The sequence below is a fragment of the Micromonospora inyonensis genome, from assembly GCF_900091415.1.
Classification (GTDB): domain Bacteria; phylum Actinomycetota; class Actinomycetes; order Mycobacteriales; family Micromonosporaceae; genus Micromonospora; species Micromonospora inyonensis.
On the sequence record NZ_FMHU01000001.1, the window covers coordinates 2531385 to 2554912 of the forward strand.

Annotated in this window: 23 protein-coding genes and 2 pseudogenes; 11 read left to right on the top strand and 14 right to left on the bottom strand. The window is 71.9% G+C overall.

The window, feature by feature from the left end; genetic code table 11:
• Positions 1-41: 41 nt before the first annotated feature.
• The 3 genes from GA0074694_RS11445 to GA0074694_RS32230 are packed head-to-tail and all read left to right on the top strand — an operon-like array spanning position 42 to position 1754.
• Positions 42-725, top strand: coding sequence for an alpha/beta fold hydrolase (locus tag GA0074694_RS11445; RefSeq protein WP_218105671.1), 684 nt, complete (start codon positions 42-44; stop codon positions 723-725).
• On the top strand, positions 722-1357 hold the full coding sequence (locus GA0074694_RS32225; protein ID WP_218105672.1) for a beta-ketoacyl-[acyl-carrier-protein] synthase family protein: 636 nt from the start codon (positions 722-724) through the stop codon (positions 1355-1357). The genes GA0074694_RS11445 and GA0074694_RS32225 overlap by 4 nt, the downstream gene beginning before the upstream one ends.
• Positions 1302-1754: a 3-oxoacyl-[acyl-carrier-protein] synthase III C-terminal domain-containing protein gene (locus GA0074694_RS32230; protein ID WP_218105673.1), complete on the top strand. Its 453-nt coding sequence runs from the start codon at positions 1302-1304 to the stop codon at positions 1752-1754. Before GA0074694_RS32225 ends, GA0074694_RS32230 begins: the two co-directional genes overlap by 56 nt.
• A gap of 86 nt (positions 1755-1840) precedes the next feature.
• Here GA0074694_RS32230 and GA0074694_RS30855 read toward each other — a convergent pair whose 3' ends face one another.
• The 11 genes and pseudogenes from GA0074694_RS30855 to GA0074694_RS11495 form a co-directional block, all read right to left on the bottom strand.
• Positions 1841-2527, bottom strand: coding sequence for an alpha/beta fold hydrolase (locus tag GA0074694_RS30855; protein ID WP_141714057.1), 687 nt, complete (start codon positions 2525-2527; stop codon positions 1841-1843).
• A 223-nt stretch (positions 2528-2750) separates the two neighbouring features.
• Positions 2751-3452 (bottom strand): annotated as a pseudogene (locus tag GA0074694_RS34135) (phosphopantetheine-binding protein); the annotation flags it as partial.
• Between the two features lie 37 nt (positions 3453-3489).
• Positions 3490-3879: a nuclear transport factor 2 family protein gene (locus GA0074694_RS11460; protein ID WP_245714650.1), complete on the bottom strand. Its 390-nt coding sequence runs from the start codon at positions 3877-3879 to the stop codon at positions 3490-3492.
• A gap of 255 nt (positions 3880-4134) precedes the next feature.
• Positions 4135-4860: an LPXTG cell wall anchor domain-containing protein gene (locus GA0074694_RS11470; protein WP_091456744.1), complete on the bottom strand. Its 726-nt coding sequence runs from the start codon at positions 4858-4860 to the stop codon at positions 4135-4137.
• 304 nt (positions 4861-5164) lie between these two features.
• A complete protein-coding gene (locus tag GA0074694_RS34140; protein WP_425413615.1) occupies positions 5165-5551 on the bottom strand; it encodes a DUF4352 domain-containing protein in 387 nt (128 codons plus the stop codon).
• 163 nt (positions 5552-5714) lie between these two features.
• Positions 5715-5975 (bottom strand): annotated as a pseudogene (locus GA0074694_RS34145) (hypothetical protein); the annotation flags it as partial.
• 547 nt (positions 5976-6522) lie between these two features.
• A complete protein-coding gene (locus tag GA0074694_RS11480) occupies positions 6523-7185 on the bottom strand; it encodes a 4'-phosphopantetheinyl transferase family protein (protein ID WP_091456748.1) in 663 nt (220 codons plus the stop codon).
• 249 nt (positions 7186-7434) lie between these two features.
• Positions 7435-7587 carry a hypothetical protein gene (locus GA0074694_RS32815; RefSeq protein WP_245714652.1) on the bottom strand — a complete coding sequence of 51 codons (153 nt, stop codon included), beginning with the start codon at positions 7585-7587 and terminating at the stop codon, positions 7435-7437.
• Positions 7588-7719: 132 nt separating this feature from the next.
• Positions 7720-8088: a hypothetical protein gene (locus tag GA0074694_RS32820; protein ID WP_245714758.1), complete on the bottom strand. Its 369-nt coding sequence runs from the start codon at positions 8086-8088 to the stop codon at positions 7720-7722.
• Positions 8089-8584: 496 nt separating this feature from the next.
• Positions 8585-10297, bottom strand: a complete 1713-nt coding sequence (locus tag GA0074694_RS11490) for a dolichyl-phosphate-mannose--protein mannosyltransferase (protein ID WP_425413591.1) — start codon at positions 10295-10297, stop codon at positions 8585-8587.
• A 92-nt stretch (positions 10298-10389) separates the two neighbouring features.
• Entirely contained in the window at positions 10390-11082 is a 693-nt protein-coding gene (locus tag GA0074694_RS11495; RefSeq protein WP_091459004.1) for a hypothetical protein, read from the bottom strand.
• An 806-nt stretch (positions 11083-11888) separates the two neighbouring features.
• Between GA0074694_RS11495 and GA0074694_RS11505 the strand changes: the two genes are divergently transcribed.
• Together GA0074694_RS11505 and GA0074694_RS11510 are read left to right on the top strand one after the other, a co-directional pair.
• The gene (locus GA0074694_RS11505; RefSeq protein WP_091456756.1) at positions 11889-12776 is read left to right on the top strand and encodes an alpha/beta fold hydrolase; all 888 of its coding nucleotides are present in this window, start codon (positions 11889-11891) and stop codon (positions 12774-12776) included.
• A gap of 28 nt (positions 12777-12804) precedes the next feature.
• Positions 12805-13173 carry an oxamate carbamoyltransferase subunit AllG family protein gene (locus tag GA0074694_RS11510; RefSeq protein WP_091456760.1) on the top strand — a complete coding sequence of 123 codons (369 nt, stop codon included), beginning with the start codon at positions 12805-12807 and terminating at the stop codon, positions 13171-13173.
• Between the two features lie 7 nt (positions 13174-13180).
• Here the strand turns inward: GA0074694_RS11510 and GA0074694_RS11515 are convergent, their stop codons facing one another.
• A complete protein-coding gene (locus tag GA0074694_RS11515; protein WP_176737875.1) occupies positions 13181-13507 on the bottom strand; it encodes a transposase family protein in 327 nt (108 codons plus the stop codon).
• Between the two features lie 265 nt (positions 13508-13772).
• Here GA0074694_RS11515 and GA0074694_RS11520 point away from each other — a divergent pair, with 265 nt between their 5' ends.
• The 3 genes from GA0074694_RS11520 to metG are packed head-to-tail and all read left to right on the top strand — an operon-like array spanning position 13773 to position 17983.
• Complete coding sequence (locus GA0074694_RS11520; RefSeq protein WP_091456763.1) at positions 13773-14147, top strand: SCP2 sterol-binding domain-containing protein; 375 nt, start codon at positions 13773-13775, stop codon at positions 14145-14147.
• Positions 14144-16165, top strand: coding sequence for an amylo-alpha-1,6-glucosidase (locus GA0074694_RS11525; RefSeq protein ID WP_091456766.1), 2022 nt, complete (start codon positions 14144-14146; stop codon positions 16163-16165). The genes GA0074694_RS11520 and GA0074694_RS11525 overlap by 4 nt, the downstream gene beginning before the upstream one ends.
• 15 nt (positions 16166-16180) lie before the next feature.
• Positions 16181-17983 carry a methionine--tRNA ligase gene (metG, locus tag GA0074694_RS11530; RefSeq protein ID WP_091459006.1) on the top strand — a complete coding sequence of 601 codons (1803 nt, stop codon included), beginning with the start codon at positions 16181-16183 and terminating at the stop codon, positions 17981-17983.
• A gap of 107 nt (positions 17984-18090) precedes the next feature.
• On the opposite strand, the gene GA0074694_RS11535 is transcribed toward metG, so the two are convergent.
• Positions 18091-18942 carry an alpha/beta fold hydrolase gene (locus GA0074694_RS11535; RefSeq protein WP_091456771.1) on the bottom strand — a complete coding sequence of 284 codons (852 nt, stop codon included), beginning with the start codon at positions 18940-18942 and terminating at the stop codon, positions 18091-18093.
• Positions 18943-19043: 101 nt separating this feature from the next.
• Positions 19044-20285, bottom strand: a complete 1242-nt coding sequence (locus GA0074694_RS11540) for a hypothetical protein (RefSeq protein WP_091456775.1) — start codon at positions 20283-20285, stop codon at positions 19044-19046.
• A gap of 95 nt (positions 20286-20380) precedes the next feature.
• On the opposite strand from GA0074694_RS11540, the gene GA0074694_RS11545 reads away from it, so the two are divergent.
• The 3 genes from GA0074694_RS11545 (at position 20381) to GA0074694_RS11555 (ending at position 23411) form a co-directional block, all read left to right on the top strand.
• Entirely contained in the window at positions 20381-21268 is an 888-nt protein-coding gene (locus GA0074694_RS11545) for a TatD family hydrolase (RefSeq protein ID WP_091456779.1), read from the top strand.
• A 173-nt stretch (positions 21269-21441) separates the two neighbouring features.
• Complete coding sequence (rsmA, locus tag GA0074694_RS11550; RefSeq protein WP_091456781.1) at positions 21442-22314, top strand: 16S rRNA (adenine(1518)-N(6)/adenine(1519)-N(6))-dimethyltransferase RsmA; 873 nt, start codon at positions 21442-21444, stop codon at positions 22312-22314.
• Between the two features lie 146 nt (positions 22315-22460).
• Entirely contained in the window at positions 22461-23411 is a 951-nt protein-coding gene (locus GA0074694_RS11555) for a 4-(cytidine 5'-diphospho)-2-C-methyl-D-erythritol kinase (RefSeq protein ID WP_091456785.1), read from the top strand.
• Positions 23412-23528: the final 117 nt, after the last annotated feature.

Consider the following 23528-nt stretch of genomic DNA (forward strand, 5'->3'; position numbering starts at 1 on the left):
CGTCACCCCGACCCTGCCGCTCGGGGGGGCACCGCCGGCCGATGCGCCCCGACGCCGACCTCGGCATGCACGGCATGGTGAAGCTGGTCGCGGAGTTCCTCGACGCGCTCGACCTGCGTGACGTCGCGCTGGTCGCCAACGACTGGGGCGGGCCGCAGGTGCTCATCGCCGACGGGCTCGCCGACCGGGTCGGCCGGCTGGTGCTGTCCTCGTGCGAGGTGTACGACAACTACCCGCCCGGCCAGCCGGGCAAGTCGCTGTTCCAGATGTCGAAGCTGCCCGGGGGGCTCCTGCTCGCCGCCACCGCCCTGCGCTTCCGGCTGCTCCAGCGGCTGCCCACCACGTTCGGCCTGATGGCCAAGCGCCCGGTGCCCCGTGACGTCATGGCCCGCTGGTCACAGCCGATGCAGACGGATCCGGCGATCCGCCGCGACCTGCGCAAGTACGTGCTGAGCGTCCCCGACAAGGCGGAGCTCGCCGACATCGCCACGCGCGCCGTCACCTTCGAGCGGCCGACCCTGATCGTGTGGGCGACCGAGGACCGGGTCATGCCGGTCGAGCACGGCCGTCGCCTGGCCCGCGAGTGCCCCGACGCGGAGCTGGTCGAGATCGACGACTCGTACGCGCTCATCCCCGAGGACCGGCCGGAGGCGCTCGTCGCCGCGCTGCGCGAGTTCCTGCGCCGGACCGACGACGCGGACCGGCGAGGGCGGGCGACGCAGTGACCGGCGGGTCCACTGCCGGCCGGGCGGTCAGCGTCGCGGGGGTCGGTGCCTACCTGCCGGAGAAGGTGGTGGGCCTGGACTTCTTCTTCGACGGACCGCTGCCGGACGACCCGATGCTGCACAGCCCGCTGGTCGGGCCGCCCCCGCTGCGCCACCACGTCGCACCCGACCAACGGGCCAGCGAGATGATCCACCGGGCGGCGACGCCGCTGCTCGGGCGCCTCGGGATCGCCGCCACCGACATCGACATCCTGCTCACCAACGTGCTGGTGCCCGACGAGCTGTTCACCGGGTGCGGAGCCGAGACCGCCGCGCTGCTCGGCTGCGCCCCGGAATGGACGATCGACCTGCACAACACCGGCTGCGCCTCGTTCGCGTACATGATGCGGCTGGCCCGGTGCGCTGATCTCCACCGGCCAGGCGCGGACGGCGCTGCTGGCCAACGTGCAGAACGCCGGCGGTCAGGTCTTCAGCCAGTCGGAGGTCCGCCTCCTGCCGCATGCCCGTACGCCGGGCGACGGTTGCGGGGTGGCGGCGCTCACCGCCGACGACCGGTCACCACTGCTCGGGACCGCCGTGCGGAACACCCCGTCGGCGGCGGCCGACCTGCGCGTCGCTGCCGAGGGCCGTAAGTACTGGGAGCCGGGGACCGGGCAGGTCGACGTCCGGTTCGACCCGGCCCGCACCCAGCAGACCCTCGACCTCGGCAACCGCGTGGTGCCCGAGGTGGTCCGTGAGCTGTGCGAGAACATCGACGTCCAGGTGCACGACATTGATGTGTTCATCACCAACCAGCCCAACCGGACCTTCCTGCGCAACTGGCGCGACGCCCTCGGCATCCCACCCGAGCGGCACGTGGACACCTACGACACTCTCGGCAACCTCTACGGCGCGGGGCTGCCGGTGACCCTGGACCACGCGCTGCGCGGCGGCCGGGTCCGTCCCGGTGACCTGGTGGTCGTGGCCGGGTTCGCCCACGCCGGGGACTTCGCCGCCGCCGCCGCGTTCCGCTGGCAGGCCGGGGCCTGACCCGTCCCGGAGCGGTGACCCCGCTGGCCGGGCGGGTCACCGCCGGTCCGGCCGTCGTGCTGCCCCGTCAGCCGTGCAGGGCGGGGTCACCGACCGTCCGGCCTGCCGTCCCGCCCGGTCAGCCACGCGTCGACCGCTGCGGCGGTCGCCTTCACGTCCTCCTGGAGCAGCGAGAAGTGGTCACCGGCGACGGTGGCCACCGTGCCGGCGACCTGCCAGCGGGGCCACCGGTCCGAGCCGTCGGTCGGCTGCGCGTGCACCAGCAGCGTCGGCACCGGGGCCGGTTCGGCCGTCCAGCCGTCCAGCGCCCCAGGTAGCCGCCCATCGCGAGCACCACGTCGTCGTCGATCGACAGGTACTCGTGATCCAGGTCCAGGATCGCGTCCATCGCCCAGGCGAAGGTGTCGGCCCCGTCGGCCCGCCCCGGCTCGAACGTGTCGAGCATGACCAGCCCGCCGGGGGGCCCGGGAGGTGCCGGCGAGCCGGCCCGCCACGCCCTGCGCCAGCACTCCACCGATCGAGTATCCGACCAGCAGGAACTCGCCAGCCCCGGCGGCGTGCAGGACGGCGGCACACAGGCTGTCCATCAGCGTGTCCCAGTCGCGGGGGAGCCGTTCCCCGGGGCCGAAACCGGGTAGCTGCACCGCCGTCGTCCGCCGCCTGGCCGGCAGGGCCGCCGCGAACCGGGCGAACTGGTGCGGCCCTGACCCGGCGAGGAACGACGGCAGACATACCAGGGTGGGTGCCGTCCCGTCGGAGATCAGCACGCTCACCGGCGCCGGGCCCTCCGACGCGGTGGTAGCTGGGGCGGTAGCGGGCGGAGTCGCTCAGCCACCGCACCGCGCGCGGCAGGTCGTCCGCGTCGGCGGCGGTACGCAGCATCGCGGTGAACGGCCCGGACCCACTTGTCGGTTCCGGCCGGCCGAGTCGGGACCAGAGGTGGTCGGTCAGCCGGTCCAGCGTCGGGTGTTCCACGAGCGTGCGGGGCGGCAGGTCGAGCCCGGTCGCCCGGGCCAACCGCCGGTGCAGGTGCACCGCGCCCATCGAGTCGAAGCCGAGTTCGAGCAGTGGGCGGTCGCCGGGAACCGCCGTCCCCGGAGGGTGCCCGAGCACGCCGGCGGCCTGGCCGGTGACGAGCGCCGCCACCGCCGCCCGGTCCGGCAGCGAGGTGGCCGGTACGGGGCCGTCCTCGGCCGGGCCGTGCCCAGCTGAGGACGGCCCGACGCTGGCCAGCCCCGCCGGCCGGGCCTCGGGCCAGAACCGCCGGTGCTGGAACGGGTAGGTGGGTACCGGCACCGGGCGGGGCTGGTCACCGCGCAGCACCTGCGGCCAGTCCAGTTCGACTCCGGCCACGTCGAGTTCGGCGGCGGCGGTCAGTACCGACCGGACCTCGGGCCGCCGGGCGCTCAACGTCGGGACCAGCAGGGCGGCTCCGCTGTCCGGCAGGCAGTCCCGCACCGCAGGGGTCAGCACGCCGTGCGGCCCGAACTCCACCCAGGTGCCCGCGCCCGCCGCGGCGAGCCAGCGAACCCCGTCCCGGAACCGGACCGTGCCGCGCACCTGCCGCGCCCAGTAGCCGGCGTCCGGGGCGGCCAGCGGCAGCCCGGTCAGGTTGGACACCACCGGCACCCGGCCGGCCGCCGCCGACACACCGTCGATCTCGTGCGCGAACGCGGCGAGCATCGGGTCCATCTGCGGAGAGTGGAACGCAGCGCGTCGCGGAGGTGGCGCCCGGTCAGGGGGCCGGGTGCGACGCGGGACGCTCGGAGCGGAAGGGCCACTCCTCGAAGGCCCGGCACCGGCCGTCGGGAGCGAAGTCGAGGATCCACAGGTCGCGGAAGTGCTGCGGGTCGGGCTGGCCGTAGCGCACCTCCAGCCGCACCACCGCCCGTGGGTCGTCGACCGCGACGACGTCGAAGTCCATCACGAACTCCTCGTCCGGGCCGGCACGTTCGGCGTCCCACAGGACGCGGAGGGCGTCGAGACCGCGATGCGGCGGCGCGAACGGCGTCATCCGGTACGTGGCGTCGGCGGTGAACAGCCCGTCGAGCTGGTTCGTGCCCGCGCTCCGCCACGCGCGCTCGTAGCGCCGGACCCAGGTCACCACGCTGGACTTATCGATCACCGAAGCGCTCCTTCCACGGTCGGGCGCGGTCCGGGTAGGCGTACCCTGCTCATTTTCGCTCCATGATCGGCAGCCTGGCCTACCTGGCGTTCCCGGGGTGCGACCGGGAGAAGGACCTGGACCCGGTGACGGGTTCCGAGACCGGGCCGTACGAGGCGTGGCAGGTCGTCGGGCCGGCACGCCGGATCGCCGGCTGCCCGGCGGTGACCGTTGCGTCACCGCCGGGCGTGCCGGCGACCAGGCGTCCCGGACGGGTCAGCCGCGTCGGCGGCGCAGGCCGAGCAGTGTCGCGCCCATGAGGATCGCCCCCACACCGAGGGTGACCAGCGGCACCAGGGTCGAGCTGCTCGACACGCCGGTGACCGGCAGGTGCGTCTTGGTGGGTGTCGGCTGCACGGACGAGGTGGCCGTCGGGGTCGGTGTCGGCGGCTGCGTGGGCGTGGCCGTCGGCGTGGGTGTCGGCGGCTGGGTGGGCGTCGCGGTGGGAGTGGGGGTCGGTGTCGGCGGCTGCGTGGGCGTGGCCGTCGGCGTCGGCGTCGGTTGCAGCGCCGCGCAGGTGGACGAGAGCACGAAGAAGTCGGCCATACCGGAGATGACGGCGGTCGCCTCCACCAGCGTGGCACCGGCGGGCACCCGGATCCACGCCTTGCTCGTCCCCATGTTGTTCACGATGGCGCCGCCGTCGTCGGGGATGGTGACGGTCAGCGGACCGTCCGGCGTGTCGAAGGTGGCCGTCACCGACTCGAAGACGCCGCTGGTCTCCGGGTCCCCGGGCAGGTTGAACACCCAGACGTCCTCGCCGGGGTAGGGCCCGCCGCCGAGGTTCGGGTCGCAGTTCTGCGGGAAGTCGGTGGCGTTCGAGGGCACGTTGCCCGGGTTGATATCGATCGTCGTCTGGGCTGCTGCGGGTGCTCCGGTCGAGAGCAGCAGCCCGGCCGCGATCGCCCCCACCGCGAGGGCGCGGCTCAGCTGTGTTCGCATCGTGTGTCTCCTGGGCGTGTCGAGAGTTCGTCGGGCGGTGCAGCAGGAACGCTACCGGTGCTTATCGGGCGATTTGCTACCTTGGTCGCCTATAACCTCTTTTGGTGACCGACGGCTGTTCCGCGGAGCCCCCGAACGCGTACGGGTACCGGACCGGGCGCGCGGGAGGACGCACGACCTGCCGAGGGCGTTCGGCCACGGCCGGGACGTCCGGTTGGCCGGTCTCACCCACGCCGCGTACGGCACGGACGACGCGACCGGGGCCGGTCCGCACAGGCGGACCGGCCCCGGTCGGGTGAGGGTGTCAGGGCTTCCAGGAGCCCGCGGCCTCGAAGTTGTGCTGGTACTCGACGACGCCCTTCCGGTCGGCCACGTCGAAGACGACCGTGCCGCTGCGCTTGCTGCCGGTGCGCAGGTTCACCCCCGAGGAGAGCGGGGTACCGCAGCCGGACAGCGCGCCCACCAGTCCGTTGGCGGTCTTGCCGTCCTCGGCCACCCACTCGAAGTAGAACGGGTTCACCGAGGCCGTGCCCTTGATCACCCGCACCGTCACGTCGGCGATCAGGTACAGCCCCTCGTCCGGGTCGGGTGCGAAGGACCGGCAACCCTTGTTCGAGGTGGTGAACCGGGTGATCGTGATCTCGACGGTGCCCTCGTCGTCGGTGATCACCAGCGTGTCGCCGACCTTCATGTTGAAGGTCTCGCCGTCCTTCCCGCTGCTGCTCGGCTGCGGGACTGCGGTGGTCGGGGCAGCCGCGCCGAGCGGCCGGTCGTCGGTCGGTTGGACCAGCGGGGCGGACGAGTTCCGCGGCGTGGCCGCCCGGCCGAGGCCGGTGTCCCGGCTGGCGCTGTCGTCACCGAGCAGCGCGAGGACGATCCCACCGACGCAGCAGAGCAGGAGGACGCCGACCAGGACGAGGATCACGATCAGCGCGGCGCTCTTCCCGCCGGAGCCGGTCGACGGCGGCAGGGGCAGGCCGGGGTACGGCCCGGCGGGGCCGGGTGGGTAGGACCCCATCGGCGTCGGCCCCGGCGTATAGGGCACGCCGGAGGCGGCCGGGTGCCCCGGTGCTTCCGGATAGCCGGGTGCCCCGGAGCTCGGTGGCGGATAGCCGGGCGCCCCCGAGGTCGGCGGCGGATAGCTGGGCCCTCCCGAGTGGGGTGGCGGGTAACCGGGGGCACCGGAGGTCGGTGGGTACTGCGCGTCGGGTGCCCCGCTGGTCGGGTGCGGGGGCACCGGCGTGCTCTGCTCCGGCGGATACCCCGGGTACGACGAGCCGGCGCCCGGCGGCCCGGGGTGCGGCGGTGGCGCGGAGGTGGGATCCGGGTAGAACAGCGGATCGGGGTACGCGTACGGATCAGGGTCCGGCTGGTACGGATCCTGGGGCGGGCCCGGGAAGGGATCCTGCGGCGGGCCTGGGGGGTGACTCACGGTGCTCCCGGATGCAGAGGGTCAAAGCTCGACGTGCTCCCACGGGCGCGCCGACGCACCGAACCATCCTTCCCTGCCGCGCCGTGATGGTCGTCGGCTGAACGGGTCGTTCGTGTGGCCTGACCGACCCTGCTTGTCCGGAATTCCGCCGTTGCCGTCACTGATCGCGATGTGGGCTCCTGTCGCCCGGCACGCCCCACGTTGCATTGGTGGGAGCGTCGGCGGGCCGGTCAGCGGTGCGGCAGTACGGCGGCGGTGCGGACCAGGCCGGCGTCCACGGTGAACCGTCCGGTGATCACGCTGGGCGGGTCGGTGACCTTCTCCCGAGCCGCCTCGACCTTCGCCGGGGAGATCCGGGCAATCCAGGAACCGGAGTCCGGGTCGATCTCGACCGACGCGTCCTGGAAATCCAGGTAGGTGCCGACCACCGGATGCCAGACCTTGTAGACGGTCTCCTTTGCGCTGAAGATCAGCGCCGGCCAGGAGGTGCCGGCCGGCAGCCGTTCGTAGCGCTCCACCTCCTCCGGCCGGAGGATCAACCGGCGTACCCCGGCGTCGAGGATCTTGTGCTGGTCGGCGTCCATGCCGACCGACCGGACCTCGTCGGCGCGGGCCGCGGCGGCGGCGCAGTAGCCCCTCGTGTGGGTGATGGTGCCGACCACGTCCGTCGGCCAGACCGGGGACCGGTCGGCCGCCGACGGCACCGGCACCGGAGCGAGCCCGAGGGCGGCGATGGCCCGTCGGGCGCACACCCGGCCGGCGGTGAAGTCACGCCGGCGGCTCTCCACCGCGCGTTCGCCGAGACATGCCTGCTCGGCGGCGAGCAACTCGCCGGTGAAGTCCGCCGGCCCCGCCACGACCACGGCGACCGGCGGTGGCAGCAGGTCACGCATCAGGCTCCCCTCCCAGGTACGACCGAAGCCGGGCCGCGTCGACGTCGAGCCGGTCCCACCGTACCGGCGGACCCGGGCCGGCCATCGACCACCGGCTCCTGGCCGTGTCGCTTCCCGGTGCCGACCGTCCTCCCCGGTCGCCGCCAGGAGGATCCCTCCGGTGGCGTTGCTGAGGTCAGCTGCCGGCCCGCCGGGCGGCGACGGTGTGCGCGTCGACGCCCGACGGCCGGTCCAGCAGGTACCGGGGCGTCAGAACGCGTGGGTCACCGTGATCAGGATGTTCGAGCAGGAGTTCGCGTGGCTGGTGAGCGCGCTCTTCTCGGCGGTGTCGACGGTCAGCCGCCAGCGGGTCTTCACCGCGGCCCACTCGGCGACGTACCGGCACCGCTCGTGGGTCGGCATCCAGGTCGTCGGGTCCTGGTCACCCTTGGCCTGGTTGACGTTGTCGGTGACGGCGACCAGCGAGCGGGCGTCGCCCAGGTCGTTGGCGAAGGACTGGCGGCGGGAGGTGGTCCAGTTCCGGGCACCGGAGTTTCACGCCTCGGCGAGCGCCACCATGTGGTCGATGTCCAGGTCGGACGGGACGGTCCAGTACGTGGCGTCGTAGTAGGAGTACCACCGGCCGCCGGAGAGGGTGTAGCCGGAACCGACGGACGGACGGGTGGTCGCCTCGGCGATCAGCACCTCGTACCGGGTGTTGCAGCCGTCGCCGTCGGCGTCGATCCAATGCGGGAAGAGGTCCCGCGAGTAGCCGGTACGGTTCTCGCTGGCCACCGGCAGGTCGGCGATGAGGGTGCGCAGCGGCACCGACACGGTGGCCGCCTGGGCGGGGGCGGTGAGGCCGAGGGAGGCGACGGTGACGGCGGCGAGCAGGCCGCCGACCCAACGAAGGGCACGACTCATGACATCTCCATCTGATCGCGGTATTGCCGTCATTTGACGTGTCCGGAGATGCCGGCGGCTCCCCGACCGCGGGAACTGATAGAGAGATTTATCTATATCTTGCCGCAAGGTCGATAGAGGTGCGGCGATGGTGGGGTGGCTGGGAGCGGTCCCGGCGTCCGTGCGGGGACGCGGACCGTTATGTGCCGGATGTAAACTATTTGCCGGGCGGGGCGTGGGGCGGGAATCTGAACCGGATGCACCCGTTGTGTCGGCGAACCAGACGTGGTTAAGCTCTCTCTTGCGCGCCCCAATCGCCCGCTTCCCCCGTGGCAGGCGATAGGGGCGCGTCTCTCTGTGTCCGCATCGCGGCACCCGCTCGCCGTGCCCCTTCTCCGCACGCGCCGTGCCCACTTCTCCGCATGGGCCGCGCGCTCGCCTTGGTGGTAGCAGGGGTCCCCTGCAGGTGTTTTTTGTACTGCAAGGGCCCCCTGCTACCACCTCGGGGCAGCGGTGATCAGATCCAGCGACCGTCCAGCCACATCCGGGCCGACCAGTCGGCGTAGGGGAGCAGTGTGCCTACGAAGATCGGGTGGAAGTACGCGAAACAGACTGCCACCAGCAGCACGTACCCTCCCGCGACGACACCACCGAACAGCCGCCGGTCGTACGCCTCCTGCGCGGCGGCCGACCCCGGTGGAGCCGGCGCCCGCGCCCCGGCCGGCGAGATGATCGCCCCGAGCACGTAGACGACCGCCAGCACCAGGAAGGGCAGGGCCGGCGCGGCGTAGAACGAGAACATCACCCGCCCGTCGAGGGCGAACCAGAACCAGGGCAGCAGGCCGCCCGCCGCGCCGAGCAGGATCGCCCCGGCCCGCCAGTCCCGCCGGGCGATGCCCAGCCAGACCACGGCGGCCAGCGCCGGCAGGAACGACCACCAGAGCACCGGCGTGCCGAGCAGCAGGATCTCGCTGGTGGGGGCGGTCCCCGCGCACGTGCCCTGGCACGTCCAGTGGAAGGCCACCGGACGCCCGAGCAGCAGCCACTGCCACGGCCAGGACTGGTACTTGTGCGGGGTGCTCAGCCCGGTGTGGAAGTCGAACGCCGCCCGGTGGTACGTGTAGAGGTTCTGCAACGCGCCGAGGACCGGGGTGTCGCTCAGCCCGGGGGTGTTCGGGTAGCGCGCCAGGGTGCGGTAGTAACCGTCGTCGGAGAGGAACCAGCCCGTCCAGGTGGCGAGGTAGGCGAGGACCATCACCACCCCGGCGAGCACCAGCCAGGGCAGTTCGTCGAGGAGGGCGTCCCGCCACGGCCGGCGGACCCCCGCCGACCGGCGGACCCCGACCTCCCACAGGACCACCATGAGGGCGAAGACGGGTACGAAGTAGAGGGCGCTCCACTTGACCCCGACCGCGCACCCGATCAGCACCCCGGCGGCGAGCCGCCACCAGGGGACGGTGAACGGCGGTCGGCCGGCGCGGCCGGGGCGGGACGGGTCGAGACCGGCGTCGAGCGCGGTGGCCCACCGTCGCCGTCGCGCGTCCCGGTCGAGCACCAGCGCCCCGAACGCGGCGAGGACGAAGAAGAGCAGGAAGATGTCGAGCAGGGCGGTGCGGGAGAGCACCAGGTGGAAGCCGTCCAGGGCGAGCAGCAGGCCGGCGGCGCAGCCGAGCGCGGTGGACCGGAACATCCGTCGGCCGATGCGCACCAGCAGCAGGACGGAGAGCGTGCCGACGACGGCGGCGGAGATCCGCCAGCCGAACTCCGGGGTGGTGGTCAGCAGCTGGCCCGGCACCGTGATGTTGTGCTCGGTGTCCTGGTAGCCGAAGGCCCACTCACCGAGCCCGATCAGCCACTTGCCCAGCGGCGGGTGGACCACGTACGACGGGGCGTTGTCCTTGAAGTTCCACTCGACCCCGTGCTCGACGAGGCCCCAGCCGTCCCGCGCATAGTAGATCTCGTCGAAGATCTTTCCCTTGATGTCGCCGAGCCCGACCAGCCGCAGGATCGCGGCGATCGCCACCACCACGGCCGTGGCGAGCCAGGAACGCCCGTCCAGCCGGTCGTCGACCGTGGCCAGACGGCGGCGGACGACCTCCGGCAGCCGGCCACCCCCGGCGTCGTCGGGCGGGACGGCGGCGGACCGCATGGCGGAGTTGTCGGTCCGCTCCGCCAGGCCGCTCTCCGGCTGGCCTTCGCTCGCGCTCTGCGCTGTCGACGCCTGGGTCACCACGGAATCGTAGGCCGCCCGGTGCCCGGTGGAGGCCGTGTCTCCATTGCCGGGACGTGTGTCGATGAGTATTCCCGGTGGCCGGAGACGGCTCAGAACGCGGCGACCAGGAAACCCACGGTCACCAGCAGCGGTCCGCCGACGGCCGCTGCGATCGCCCACCGGCGGGCCCGCTGCCCGGACAATCCCGCCGTACCGGTCACCCGGACGATGCCGGCCGCGCACGCCCCCACCAGACCGAACCCGAGTAACCAGCGCAGGTGCAGGGTGCCGCCACGGTCCGCGTACGCCGTGGCGCCCTCCGGCCCGGTCATCCGGGCCGGCACCGCCGTCACGGTCCGCAGGCCGGCGGTGTCGAGCCCGCCGATGCGTACGCCGTGCGCGACGAACCGGCCGTCGGCGGCGACGAAGGTGCCCCGGCACCGCTGGGCCAGGCCGCCGCCGGTGCACTCACCCACCACCGTGCCGGTCGTGCCATGCCCCACGGCCAGCCAAAACGGTTCCGCGCTCACCCAGGCGAAGAAGGCCGCCAGGAGGCCGAGGCCGAGCAGCCCCGCCAACCCGGGCACGGGGTCCCGCTGCCGGACCACCCGGGGTCTCGTCCGGCGACGGGCGCGGTCCCGGACGGCCGACGCCGCGAATCCGTCGTCGATCGCCTGCTCGGCCCGGATCGGGGTGCCGTCCCAGTGCACCTCTTCGATCGGTAGCCAGAGGTCGTTCCCGTCGGTGCCGGAACCGCCCTCGTCCGGCCCGTCCGGCCGCGGCCAGCCGAGGTGCTGCCGCATCGGTACCCGGTGCGGCAGCGCCCCCACCGGCGCACCGGTGGTGGGTTCGACCCCGGTCGCCGCTGTCAGCGTCGACCCGCCGGTCGCCGTCCCGGTCCCCGTGGCGTGCGGCGCGCCGGTCTTCGTCCCGGCCTCGGCGGAGGTGGTTTCCCGTTCGCTGGTCGTCGTCCCGAGCCCGGTGGCGGTGACCGCTGGTCCGCCGTTCGTCGTTCTGGTCGCCGGTTCGGGAACGACCCTGGTGTGGGCCCGGTCCGGCGGTGGCGCCTCCGGAGGGTGTGGCCGGGGCCGTGGGGGCCCGCCGCCCTGACTCCGCGGATCATGAGGTTGGCGGGTATGTCGATCTCCAGAAGCGCGGCTGGCCTCGTGGTCGGCGTGTTCGGGCAAGGGCAGCCCGGGTTCGGGATCGGCGCGGCCGGGGGATGGTTCCCCGTGCTCGCGGTCGACGCGACCGGGGGGTGGCTGCTCGTGCTCGCGGGCGGCTCCTCTGCCAGTCACGACGTTCATTGGACACCGAGTCGTCGCCGCGAACACGCAGCTCAGGCCGCGTGTCGGCGACCAAAGCGGACAGGAAGTGCGGCGCTCGTCCGGCCGGCCCGGACCGGTCGAGCGGCCCGGGCCGGCCTGTTGGTTCGCGACCGGTTCCCGGTGGTCACTAGCTAATCTAAAGCAGAGCAGTGACGGCTGCACGCCAGGTGTGAGCCGGATTCTGAGTCCCCCGCCTGGCGTCTACGGCGTCGCATACCGCCACCCATCACCTTCACCCGAAGAGCCACCGATCACCTTCACCCGAAGAATGGAAAGCCGACATGAGCAAGACTGAACTGACCGTGGGCATTTCCCACCTCGGTGGTTCGACTGTCGGGGCCACCTTCGCCAAGCCGTACAGCCCGGATCTGCCGACGCTGGTGATGATCAACTCCTACACGACGTCTGCGGAGCTGTACCGCCCACAGTTCAGCGACGAGGAGCTGAACAGCAGGATGAACCTGCTCGCACTGGAGCCCTATGGCCACGGCCGAACCAGGGCTACCTATCGGCACTTCACCTACTGGGACAGCGCAGTCGCGAACTTGCAGGTCCTGGAGGCGCTCAAGATCGACAAGGCATTCGTCCTCGGAACCTCTCAGGGCGGCTGGATCGCGACCCGCATGGCACTTCTCGCACCCCACGTCGTTCAGGGACTGATCCCTCTGGGCACGTCCATGGATCGGGAGAGCCAGCGCAGTCGGGACCTCGGCTGCTGGGACGGGCCTGCGTTCTGCACTCCCTTCATCGACCAGTTCGGGCATCCGGTGGATGATAGTTGGGTTGTCCCGGACCAGTTTGTTGACGACACCTTCGATGCTGCCCTCGGTGGGCTGACGAGCGAGGAACGAGCGTTCTGGCTGACCACCTACCGCAGCAACTTCGCGGGCGATGATGGTCGTCACCGGCTGCGACTGTGCACGATCAACCTGCGTGATCGCGATGGACTGTATGGGCGCCTCGACGAGGTGACCACACCTCTGCTGTGGCTGCACGGTACGGCAGATCAGGTGTACTCGGTCGCGAACGCAGAGCAGGAAGTGAAGCTGTTCTCCCATTCGGTGGACGCGCGGCTTGAGATCGTCGAGGGTGGGCACCACTTCCTGAGTGCTTCCAAGCCCGCTGAAGTGAACCAGGCCGTGACAGACTTCGTCAGCCGATGGTCCTGATCAGGCTGCGTTGAAAGGTCTTCCTCTGATGTCCGGACTCACGGAGATACGCGCTGCGGCCAATCAGGCGGCGGTGACGAAATTGCTCGCTACGGACCCGGTGTTGGTTGACGTGGTGCCAGCCCTGCATGCGCTGCCCGGCATGACGACGCACACCATAGCGCCACATGCCTGGTCGGAGTACCAGGGAGGGCAGCGACGCGCAATCCTCGGTGCTGCCTTGTACGAGGGTTTGGCTGCGACCACCGAGGAGGCTGACGCGCTTCTGGCCGCTGGGGAGATCGTGGTCAAGCCTTGCCACGATCACGCGTGCGTCGGATTTGTGACCAGTGTGACTTCGGCGTCGATGCCGGTCTGGGTCGTCGAGGACCGGGCGACAGGGACTCGTGGGCACTGAAGTGATCTCATCGACTTTCCGGTAGGTATTTGTACTCGAAGTGGGTCAGGTGCAGGGCCCCGGCGACGATGTCACCGATGCGGCGTGGGCTGACCGTCGTATCGCGTAGCGTTTTCCAGCGTCCGGTCGGGATCGCGAAGCCGCGTTCTCCTTGCCAACGCAGGCCGCGTAGTAGTCGGTTGTAGGCGCGGTTGTCGGGTGCGAGCCGGCGGCCGTCGGCAGGTTGCTTGACCGGGGTCTTGATGCGGTGGCCTGCGCTTTCGTAGCCGGAATCGGCCAGGGTAGGCAGGTCGAGTTCGGCGGCGGACCAGTTCAGGGCGGCGGCCGAGCTCACGGGCAACTGGTGCCGAAGTCGCGATGACCTGTTGAGTGGCATCGCTGCACCAATCGTCCGGGTGGGCTCCCCGCTCTGTGTCAGCCCGGCCGAGGCGAAGGAATGTCGGCGGCCCTGCCCCGGCTGATATCACCCAACCCGGGTGATGCGCACCCACCCTGGTCGGGGCGAGGCTGTCACTCGGTCCTGGATGCGATGTCTCGGATGCCGGCTGGCTTCCGCTGGTGTCGGACGCTAGTCGGGATAGCCGAGAGGGGAGGAATCGATGGCGGATCCCATTGCGGAGTTTTTCGCCGGGGTCGTACGCCGCAGGTACGACCGGCTCAAGCAGGTCACGGGCACGATCCGCTTCGACCTCGTACGAGATCATCACACCACCCACTGGCTCATGACGATCGAGAAGGGGGACGTCAGGGTGTCCCGGGAAAACCGCCGCGCTGACTGCACCGTCCGGCTCGACGAGGCGTTGTTCGCGCGCATCGTGCGCGGCGAGACGGACGTCTACGCGGCCTGGCTGCGTAACGAGGTTGAGCTCGTGGGCCGGCTGTACATGCTCGTCATCTTCCAGCGGGTCCTTCCGGGGCCACCTGGAGCCCGGGATCCGCGAGCGGTCGCGCGACGCGGAGAGCTGCGGCGATGAGCCAGGACACGGTCAGGATCCTGAACGGCAACACCTTCGTGGTCAGCGACAGGCAGGGCGACATCACCCCGTCTCCGGAGTTTCCGACCGGTCTGTTCTCGTTCGACACCCGATTCCTGTCGAAGTGGGAGTTGAGCGTCAACGGCGAGCGCCTCCAGGCGCTGTCAGTCGACGATCTGCAGCATTTCGAGACACGTTTCTTCCTGGTCCCGGGCAAACCGACCCACTACGTCGACGCCAAGGTGTCGGTCATCCGCCAGCGCTCGGTCGGCGGTAGCCTCGACGAGCAACTGACGGTACTCAACCACAGCCGTGAGCCGGTGGACCTCATGATCCGGTTGGATATCGAGAGCGACTTCGCCGACCTGTTCGAGATCAAGGATACGAGGCACAAGAAGGGCAACGTGTACGTCCGGCTCGAGCACGGGCGTCTGCGGTTGGGCTACGAACGGGAGACCTTCCGGCGGGAGACGCTGGTCTCGTCGACCGTACCCGGCACGTTCGACGAAAACGGGGTGACCTTCGATGTCCGCATCCAACCGCACGGCAAGTGGGTGACCCGGCTGCACGTGGCGACGCTGGGAACGCGTGGAAGCGAGATTCGCCGTAGCATGCACGGCCAGCCCACGCCGGCCAGACGGCAGATGCGCCGGGAGTTGGAGCGTTGGCTGGCGCGGGCACCCGACCTCACCTGCCAGAACGAGTCGCTACAGCGGTCGTACCGACGCAGTCTGGTCGACCTCGCCGCGCTCCAGCTCACGCCGCTCCTCCACGGTACGATCAACATACCCGCGGCCGGCCTGCCGTGGTTCATGACCATCTTTGGCCGCGACAGCATCCTCACCAGCCTGCAGACCCTGCCGTTCACGCCGGACCTCGCCGCCAACACGCTGACGCTGATGGCGAGCATGCAGGGCAACAAGCTGTATGACTTCCGGGACGAGGAACCAGGCAAGATCATGCACGAGTGGCGGTACGGGGAGTCGGCGGCGTTCGAGGAGCAGCCGCACACCTCGTACTTCGGTACCGCTGACGCCACGCCGCTGTTCGTGATCCTGCTGGACGAGTACGAGCGCTGGAGCGGCGACAGCCACCTGGTCGGACTGTTGGAGCCGGAGGCCCGTGCCGCACTCGACTGGATCGACGAGTACGGCGACCTGCTCGGCGACGGCTACATCCGGTACCAGACCCGAAACGAGCGGAGCGGCCTCGTGAACCAGTGCTGGAAGGACTCCTGGGACTCGATCTCCTTCCACGACGGGCGCCTGCCGGACTTTCCTCGCGCGACCTGTGAACTTCAGGGGTACGCGTACGACGCGAAGGTGCGGGGCGCCCGGTTGGCCCGTGACTTCTGGGGCGACCCGGAATACGCGGACCGGCTGGAGCGGGAGGCCGCCGATCTCCGGGCGCGGTTCAACCGCGACTTCTGGGTAGAGGACAGGGAGTTCTACGCCCTGGGCCTGGATCCCGACGGCAGGCCGGTCGACTCGCTGTCGTCGAACATGGGGCACCTCCTCTGGAGCGGAATCGTCGATCCGTCCAGGGCAGAGGCGGTCGCGCGGCATCTGCTCGGGCCCCGGCTGTTCTCCGGCTGGGGGGTGCGGACGCTGGCCGTGGATGAGGGGCGCTACAACCCCATCGGCTACCACGTGGGCACCGTCTGGCCGTTCGACAACTCGCTCATCGCCTGGGGGCTGTGGCGCTACGGCTTCCGGGCCGAGGCGGGACGCATCGCCGCGGGCATGATCGACGCCGCGGAGTTCTTCCACGGCCGGCTGCCTGAGGCATTCGCCGGCTACGACCGGGAACTGACCCGCTATCCCGTCGAGTACCCGACCGCCTGCAGCCCACAGGCCTGGTCGACCGGTACCCCGCTGCTGCTACTGCGCGTCATCCTCGGCCTGGAGCCGGACGGGGACCGGCTGCTGGTCGAACCGGCAGTGCCCACCAGCATCGGCCGGATCGAGCTGCGCAACATTCCCGGACGGTGGGGGCACGCGAGCGCGACATCGGGCTAGCTAGGCTTGCTGGTCATGAGTCACGTACTTGCGGCGGTAGCCTGGCCGTACGCCAACGGCCCGCGCCACATCGGCCACGTCTCCGGTTTCGGCGTCCCATCCGACGTCTTCGCCCGGTACATGCGGATGGCCGGCCACGACGTGCTCATGGTCTCCGGCACCGACGAGCACGGCACGCCGATCCAGGTGCAGGCCGACGCGGAGGGCGTCACCGCCCGTGACCTCGCCGACCGGTACAACCGGGTGATCGTCGAGGACCTGCACGGCCTCGGGCTGTCGTACGACCTCTTCACCCGGACCACCACCCGCAACCACTACGCCGTGGTGCAGGAACTCTTCGAGGGGATGTACCGCAACGGGTACATCGTCCCGAAGGTCACCATGGGCGCGATCTCCCCGTCCACCGGGCGGACCCTCCCCGACCGGTACATCGAGGGCACCTGCCCGATCTGCGGCTACGACAGCGCCCGGGGCGACCAGTGCGACAACTGCGGCAACCAGCTCGACCCGGTCGACCTGATCAACCCCAAGTCGAAGATCAACGGCGAGACCCCGCAGTTCGTCGAGACCGAGCACTTCTTCCTGGACCTGCCCGCCCTGGCCGACGTGCTACGGCAGTGGCTGGACACCCGGGAGGGCTGGCGTCCCAACGTGCTGCGGTTCTCCCGGAACCTGCTCGGCGACCTCCAGCCCCGGGCCATCACCCGGGACCTGGAATGGGGCGTGCCGATCCCGCTCGACGGCTGGCGGGACCGTCCCGACAAGCGCATCTACGTCTGGTTCGACGCGGTCATCGGCTACCTCTCCGCCTCGATCGAGTGGGCCCGGCGCTCCGGTGACCCGGAGGCGTGGCGGAAGTGGTGGTCCACCGACGCCGAGGGCAGGGATGCCCTCGCCTACTACTTCATGGGCAAGGACAACATCGTCTTCCATTCGGTGATCTGGCCGGCGCTGCTCTCCGGCTACTCCGGCCAGGGGGCGAAGGACGGCGAACCCGGCGCGCTGGGGCGGCTCAACCTTCCCACCGAGGTGGTCTCCAGCGAGTTCCTGACCATGGAGGGACGGAAGTTCTCCTCGTCCCGCCGGGTGGTCATCTACGTGCGGGACTTCCTCGAACGGTACGACGCGGACGCGCTGCGTTACTTCATCGCGGTCGCCGGCCCGGAGAGCAACGACACCGACTTCACCTGGGCGGAGTTCCTCCGCCGGAACAACGACGAGCTGGTCGCCGGCTGGGGCAACCTGGTCAACCGGTCCATCTCGATGGCGGCCAAGAACTTCGGGGCGATCCCGCCCGTCGATCCGGCCGGGCTCACCGGGGCCGACGAGGCGCTGCTCGCGGTGGCGCGGGCCGGTTTCGACACGGTGGGCGACCTGATCGCCCGGCACCGGCAGAAGCAGGCCATCGGCGAGGCGATGAAGGTGGTCGCCGAGGCCAACCGGTACCTCTCCGACCAGGCCCCGTGGAAGCTGAAGGGCGAGGACGACAAGCCCCGGATGGGCACGATCCTGCACGTCGCCCTCCAGGTGGTCAGCGACGCCAACACGCTGCTCACCCCGTTCCTGCCGCACTCCGCGCAGAAGGTGCACGAACTGCTCGGCGGCACCGGGGTGCACGCGCCGATGCCGTCCATCGTCGAGGTCGAGGACCTCGACGGCGGGCCGGCGTACCCGGTGCTGACCGGTGACTACACGCAGGGCACGCGCTGGGCGTCCGTACCGCTGGAGGTGGGCCGTCCGCTGGCCGCGCCGAAGCCGGTCTTCCGCAAGCTCGACCCGTCGATCGTCGACGAGGAACTGGCCCGCCTCGCCGGCTGACCGCCACGCGCCCCCGGGGCCAGGGGTCCCGGGGGCGATCCACGGGCACCGTCGGGCCGGGACCGTTCGGCGGCTCGCCGACGGCCCCGAGCCGTCCGGCGGTCGGGTCAGGCATGGGCCATGGCGCGGGTGCCGATGAACTCGATCAGGGCGCGGTTGACCTCGTCGGCGTTGGTCCACGGGATGCCGTGCGGCGCGCCGCGCAACGTGACCAGGGTGCTCTCCGGCAGCATCGAGGCCAGCCGCTGCCCGGTGACCGGGAACGGCAGGACGGCGTCCGCGTCGCCCTGCACGATCAGCACCGGCACGTCGATCCGGGGCAGGTCGGCGCGGAAGTCGGTCAGCCAGGCGTCCACGCAGTCCAGGGTGCCCTTCGCCGACGCCTGCGCGCCGATGTGCCAGTGCGCCCGGTACGCCTCCTCGCTGACCAGCCGGCCCCTGTTCTGCTGGTAGTTGAAGAAGTTGTCGCAGAAGCTGGTCAGGAAGGCGAACCGGTCGGCCGCGATCGCCTGCTTGAAGCCGTCGAAGAGCTGCTGCTCGACGCCCTCGGGGTTGTCCGGCGTCTTCAGCAGGAACGGTGCGAGCGGGGCCAGCAGCACCGCGCGGCTCACCCGGTCCGACCCGTACGCGCCGAGGTAGCGGGTGACCTCACCGGTGCCCATCGAGTGCCCCACCAGCACCGCGTCGCGCAGGTCGAGCTGGTCCACCAGCATCTTCAGGTCGGCGGCTAACGTGTCGTAGTCGTACCCGTTGGTGGGCTGGCCGGAATTGCCGAAACCCCGCCGGTCGTACGTGATCACGCGGTAGCCGGCGTTCAGCAGGGCGAGGGTCTGCTTCTCCCAGGTGGCGCCGTTGAACGGGAACCCGTGGATGAGCACCACCGGTTGCCCGGTGCCGTGGTCCTCGTAGTAGAGGTCGATGGGCCCGGAGTTCTCCGAGTCGACGGTGACGAAGGGCATGTGGTCTCCCCGAGACGGGACGGTCGGACGTCGGCGTCTTCCCGTACCGCCGGGGGTTATGCCCGTCGACCGCGCTCCGGCGGGCTGGGACACCCCGACCGTCAGAGCGGGTACGGCAGGTCGACGACGCGGTCGTCGGTGACCTCGGTGGCCGGGGCCCAGGCCTCGTAGACGCCCCGCTCGTGGCACTGCGCGCCGGTGGCCGCCACCGCCTCCGGTCCCGGCCGGCACAGCCGCAGCCGCAGCCAGCCCGTCTCCTCCCGCAGCACCACGCAGTCCACGTCGCGCCAGCGGGCGTACCGCAGTCGCCGGGCGACCGACTCCACCGGGTACCGGGCGGTCCGGGTCAACGCCTGCATCCGGAACCCCCCGGGCAGGTCGGCCACCGCCTCGTACTCGCTGCCGGCGTAGCCGCCGACCAGCCGGGTCGAGGCGGCCGGCTCGGCGATCGGCACGTACTCCTGCTCGGAGGAGAGGCCCGGCACCGTGGCGAGGAGGTGCCGCCACCGCGGCCCGACCATCCGCAGCCAGCCCCGCTGCTCGGCCTGGTAGGCGTAGAGCACCACCTCCACCCCCTCGGCCGGGTAGGCGACCAGGGTGGCGTTCGCCGGCATCGGCAGGTCGGCGAAGTCGCGGGTGACGAACTCCGGGACCACCTGGGTGCTGCTCGGCGCGAAGCCGGTGCCGAGCACCGCCGCGCCGACCCGCTCCCCGGCCGCCAGCTCCACCAGTCCCCGGTGCGCCCCGCCGGCGGGCGCGTCGTAGTCGGCCGGGTCGGCCGCCCGCCAGCGCAGCGCGTACACCACGTCCGGCGCGGGACCGTCGTCGGTGCGCAGCACCGCCAGCGCCGACGGGGTACGCAGATGCGCCACGTCGTGCTCCCGGTGGCAGAAGCCGTGCGGCAGCAGTCCCCGTACGTGGCCGGCGAGCTGGCGGGCGGAGAGCACCTTCACCATCCGGGTGCCCCGACGGATGACGGCCGAGGCGCGCAGCGTGGCGAGCACCGGGTCCCCGGCGGCGGACGGCTGTTGGGTGAGCTGCTGGATCTGCGTCCAGGTGCGGTCCCGGTGCAGCGGTACCAGCAGCGGCGCGTCCGGTTCCTCGTCCGCCTGCCCCGGTCCATCCTGCACCGCCGTCACCTCGGTCGCGTGGACGAAGCGTCGCCACGGCAGGGGCGCGCCGGGGCGGGGCGCCCACGCGAAGCCGGGCAGCTCCACCCCGCTGAAGATCTCGTACGCGGCACCCCGGGCGATCTGCTCCGCCGGGTACACCGCGCCCCGGTACGTCACGCGCGGCCCGACCCGCGCCGGGGTGGCGTCGTCGGTCTGGGTGGGGGCAGTCACCAGCCGAACGGTAAAGGCCCTGGGTACCGCAGGGATTAACAGTGGATTGCGGGTCGGGGACGGCGGTCGCGGATGGTGTGTGATGCTCATCGACGATGAGTGAGCCGACCGAATCCCGCCGTCAGCGTGCCGCCCGCCGGGCCGGGGAGTTCCCGCCCGCCCCGGAGCCGCTGCCCCACCCCGTCCCGGACAGTCACACCCACCTCGACATCACCGTCAGCGAGGCCGGCACGCCCGGTGGTCCCGCCGACGACCCGGTCGCGGCGACGATCGGAGTGGCCGCCGGGGTGGGCGTCGACCGGCTGGTCCAGGTCGGCGTGGACGTCGACTCCTCCGTCTGGGGGGCCGAGGTCGCCGTCCGGTACCCGGCGGTGGTCGCCACCGTCGCCCTGCACCCCAACGAGGCCCCCCGCCTGGCCGACCTGGACGAGGCGCTGCGGCGGATCGAGGCGCTGGCCGCCCGGGACCGGGTACGCGGCATCGGCGAGACCGGACTGGACTTCTTCCGTACCGGCCAGGAGGGGCGCGCCGCGCAGGAGGCGAGCTTCCGGGCGCACGTCGCCATCGCCAAGCGGTACGGCAAGCCGCTGGTCATCCACGACCGGGACGCGCACGCCGACGTGCTGCGGGTCCTCGACGACGAGGGCGCGCCGGACACCGTGGTGCTGCACTGCTTCTCCGGCGACGCGGACTTCGCCGCCGAGTGCGTACGCCGGGGCTACCTGCTCAGCTTCGCCGGTACGGTCACCTTCGCCAGCGCCGGGGCACTGCGGGAGGCCGCCGCGTCGACCCCGCCGGAGCAGCTGCTGGTGGAGACCGACGCGCCGTACCTCACCCCGATGCCGCACCGGGGGCGGCCCAACGCCTCCTACCTGATCCCGCTGACCGTCCGCGCGCTGGCCGCCACCACCGGCACCGACCTGGCGGACCTGTGCGCGCACCTGTCGGCGAACGGGGAACGGGTCTTCGGCCCGTGGCGGTGAGTTCACGGGGCGGTGCGGGGGTGCCGGGTGTCTGCAGGGGACCCTTCCTCGACAAAAAGCGGTAGCAGGGGACCCCTGCTACCGCCCCGGCCCGCCCCGGCCCACCTCTGCCCCCCACCTTCCCCCACCACCCCGGCCGAGGGGCGGCGGGCGGCGACGTAGGGTGTGGGGCCATGGCCGTAGACCTGCTCGGCCCGGCGGAGATCCGGGATCTGGCCGCCCGGCTGGGCGTGGCACCGACCAAGAAGCTCGGCCAGAACTTCGTGCACGACCCGAACACGGTGCGCCGGATCGTCACCGCCGCCGGGCTCACCCCGGACGACGTGGCCCTGGAGGTCGGCCCCGGCCTCGGATCGCTCACCCTCGGGCTGCTGCCGGCCGCCGCGCACGTGCACGCCGTGGAGATCGACCCGACGCTGGCCGGGGCGCTGCCGGAGACCGCCGCCCGGTTCGCCGGGCCGGACGCCGCCCGGCTCACCGTGCACCGGGCCGACGCGCTGCGGGTCACCGCCGCCGAGCTGGCCGACCCGGCCCCGACCGCCCTGGTGGCCAACCTGCCCTACAACGTGGCCGTGCCGGTGGTGCTGCACCTCCTCGCCGAGCTGCCCAGCCTCCGCAGCGGCCTGGTGATGGTGCAGAAGGAGGTCGCCGACCGGCTGGTCGCCGGTCCCGGCTCCCGGGTGTACGGCATTCCCTCGGTCAAGCTCGCCTGGTACGCGTCCGCCCGGTCGGCCGGCCGCGTCCCGCCGAACGTGTTCTGGCCGGTCCCGAACGTCGACTCCGGCTTGGTCGCCTTCACCCGGCACGACCCGCCCCGGCCGGACGTACCCCGGACGCGGGTCTTCGCCGTGGTGGACGCGGCGTTCGCGCAGCGCCGCAAGACCCTGCGCGCCGCGTTGGCCGGCTGGGCGGGGAGCGCGGACCGGGCCGCGGCGGCGCTCACCGCGGCGGGGGTGGACCCCGGCGCCCGGGGCGAGCAGCTCACCGTCGAGCAGTTCGCCGCGATCGCCGCGTCGGCTCCCGCCGGTACGCCGCCCGCACAGTAGGCTGACCCGCGAGTCCGCCCCCGCCGGGCGGACCCGGGTACCGACGACCTGGTCGAGGGCCACCACGAGCCGGCCCCCGACTTCGCCGAGGAGCTGACCGTGGAAGAGCCGTTCGACATCCGCCTGCGCGTCCGGGACGTCACCCCGTGACCGGGGCATGGCGACCGGACGAGGACGACCAGCAGCAGGGGGCCGGTGGTCCGGTCCGGGTCCGGGTACCCGCCAAGATCAACCTGCATCTCGGGGTCGGGCCGCTCCGCGCCGACGGCTACCACGAGCTGAACACCGTCTACCACGCCATCTCGATCCACGACGAGCTGACCGCCCGTCGCGGGGACACCCTCACCCTCACCATGGAGGGCGAGGGCGCCGGTGAGCTGGCCCTGGACGATTCCAACCTGGTGGTCCGGGCAGCCCGGGCGCTGGCCGCGCACACCGGCTGCCCGGCGCACGCCCGACTGCACCTGCGCAAGCAGATCCCGCTCGCGGGCGGGTTGGCCGGTGGGAGCGCCGACGCCGCGGCCACCCTGGTCGCCTGCGACGCGCTCTGGGGCACCGGCCTGTCCCGCGACGAGCTCGCCACGATCGCCGCCGACCTCGGCTCCGACGTGCCGTTCCTCATCCACGGCGGGACGGCGCTGGGCACTGGCCGGGGCGAGGCGGTCAGCCCCGTGCTGGTCCGCCCCACCTCCTGGCACTGGGTGGTGGCGATCGCCGACGGCGGGCTCTCCACCCCCGAGGCGTACCGGGAACTCGACCGGCTCCGCGACACGGGCGACGCCCCCGGTCCGATCGGCAGCACCGACGCGCTCCTCGCCGCCCTGCGTCAGCGGGACCCGGCCGTGCTCGCCGCCGTGCTCGGCAACGACCTCCAGGCCGCCGCCCTGTCCATGCGGCCGACGCTGGCCGCCACGCTCCGGGCCGGGGAGGCGGCCGGCGCGCTCGCCGGCATCGTGTCCGGTTCCGGCCCCACCTGCGTCTTCCTGACCAAGGACGCCGACGACGCGGAACGGGTGGCCGGGGAGCTGACCGCCGCCGGGGTGTGCCGCCAGGCCCGTCCCGCCCACGGCCCGGTCGCCGGCGCCCGCATCTGCTGACCCCACCGCCTGCCGCTCCCCCCGGCCGTCCGCGGCCGGCGTCCCGATCTGCGGTATCCGGGGCTGACGACGCCGCGCGTCTCGCCGACGTGCCCCAAGCGGGAGCGGAAGCCGGCA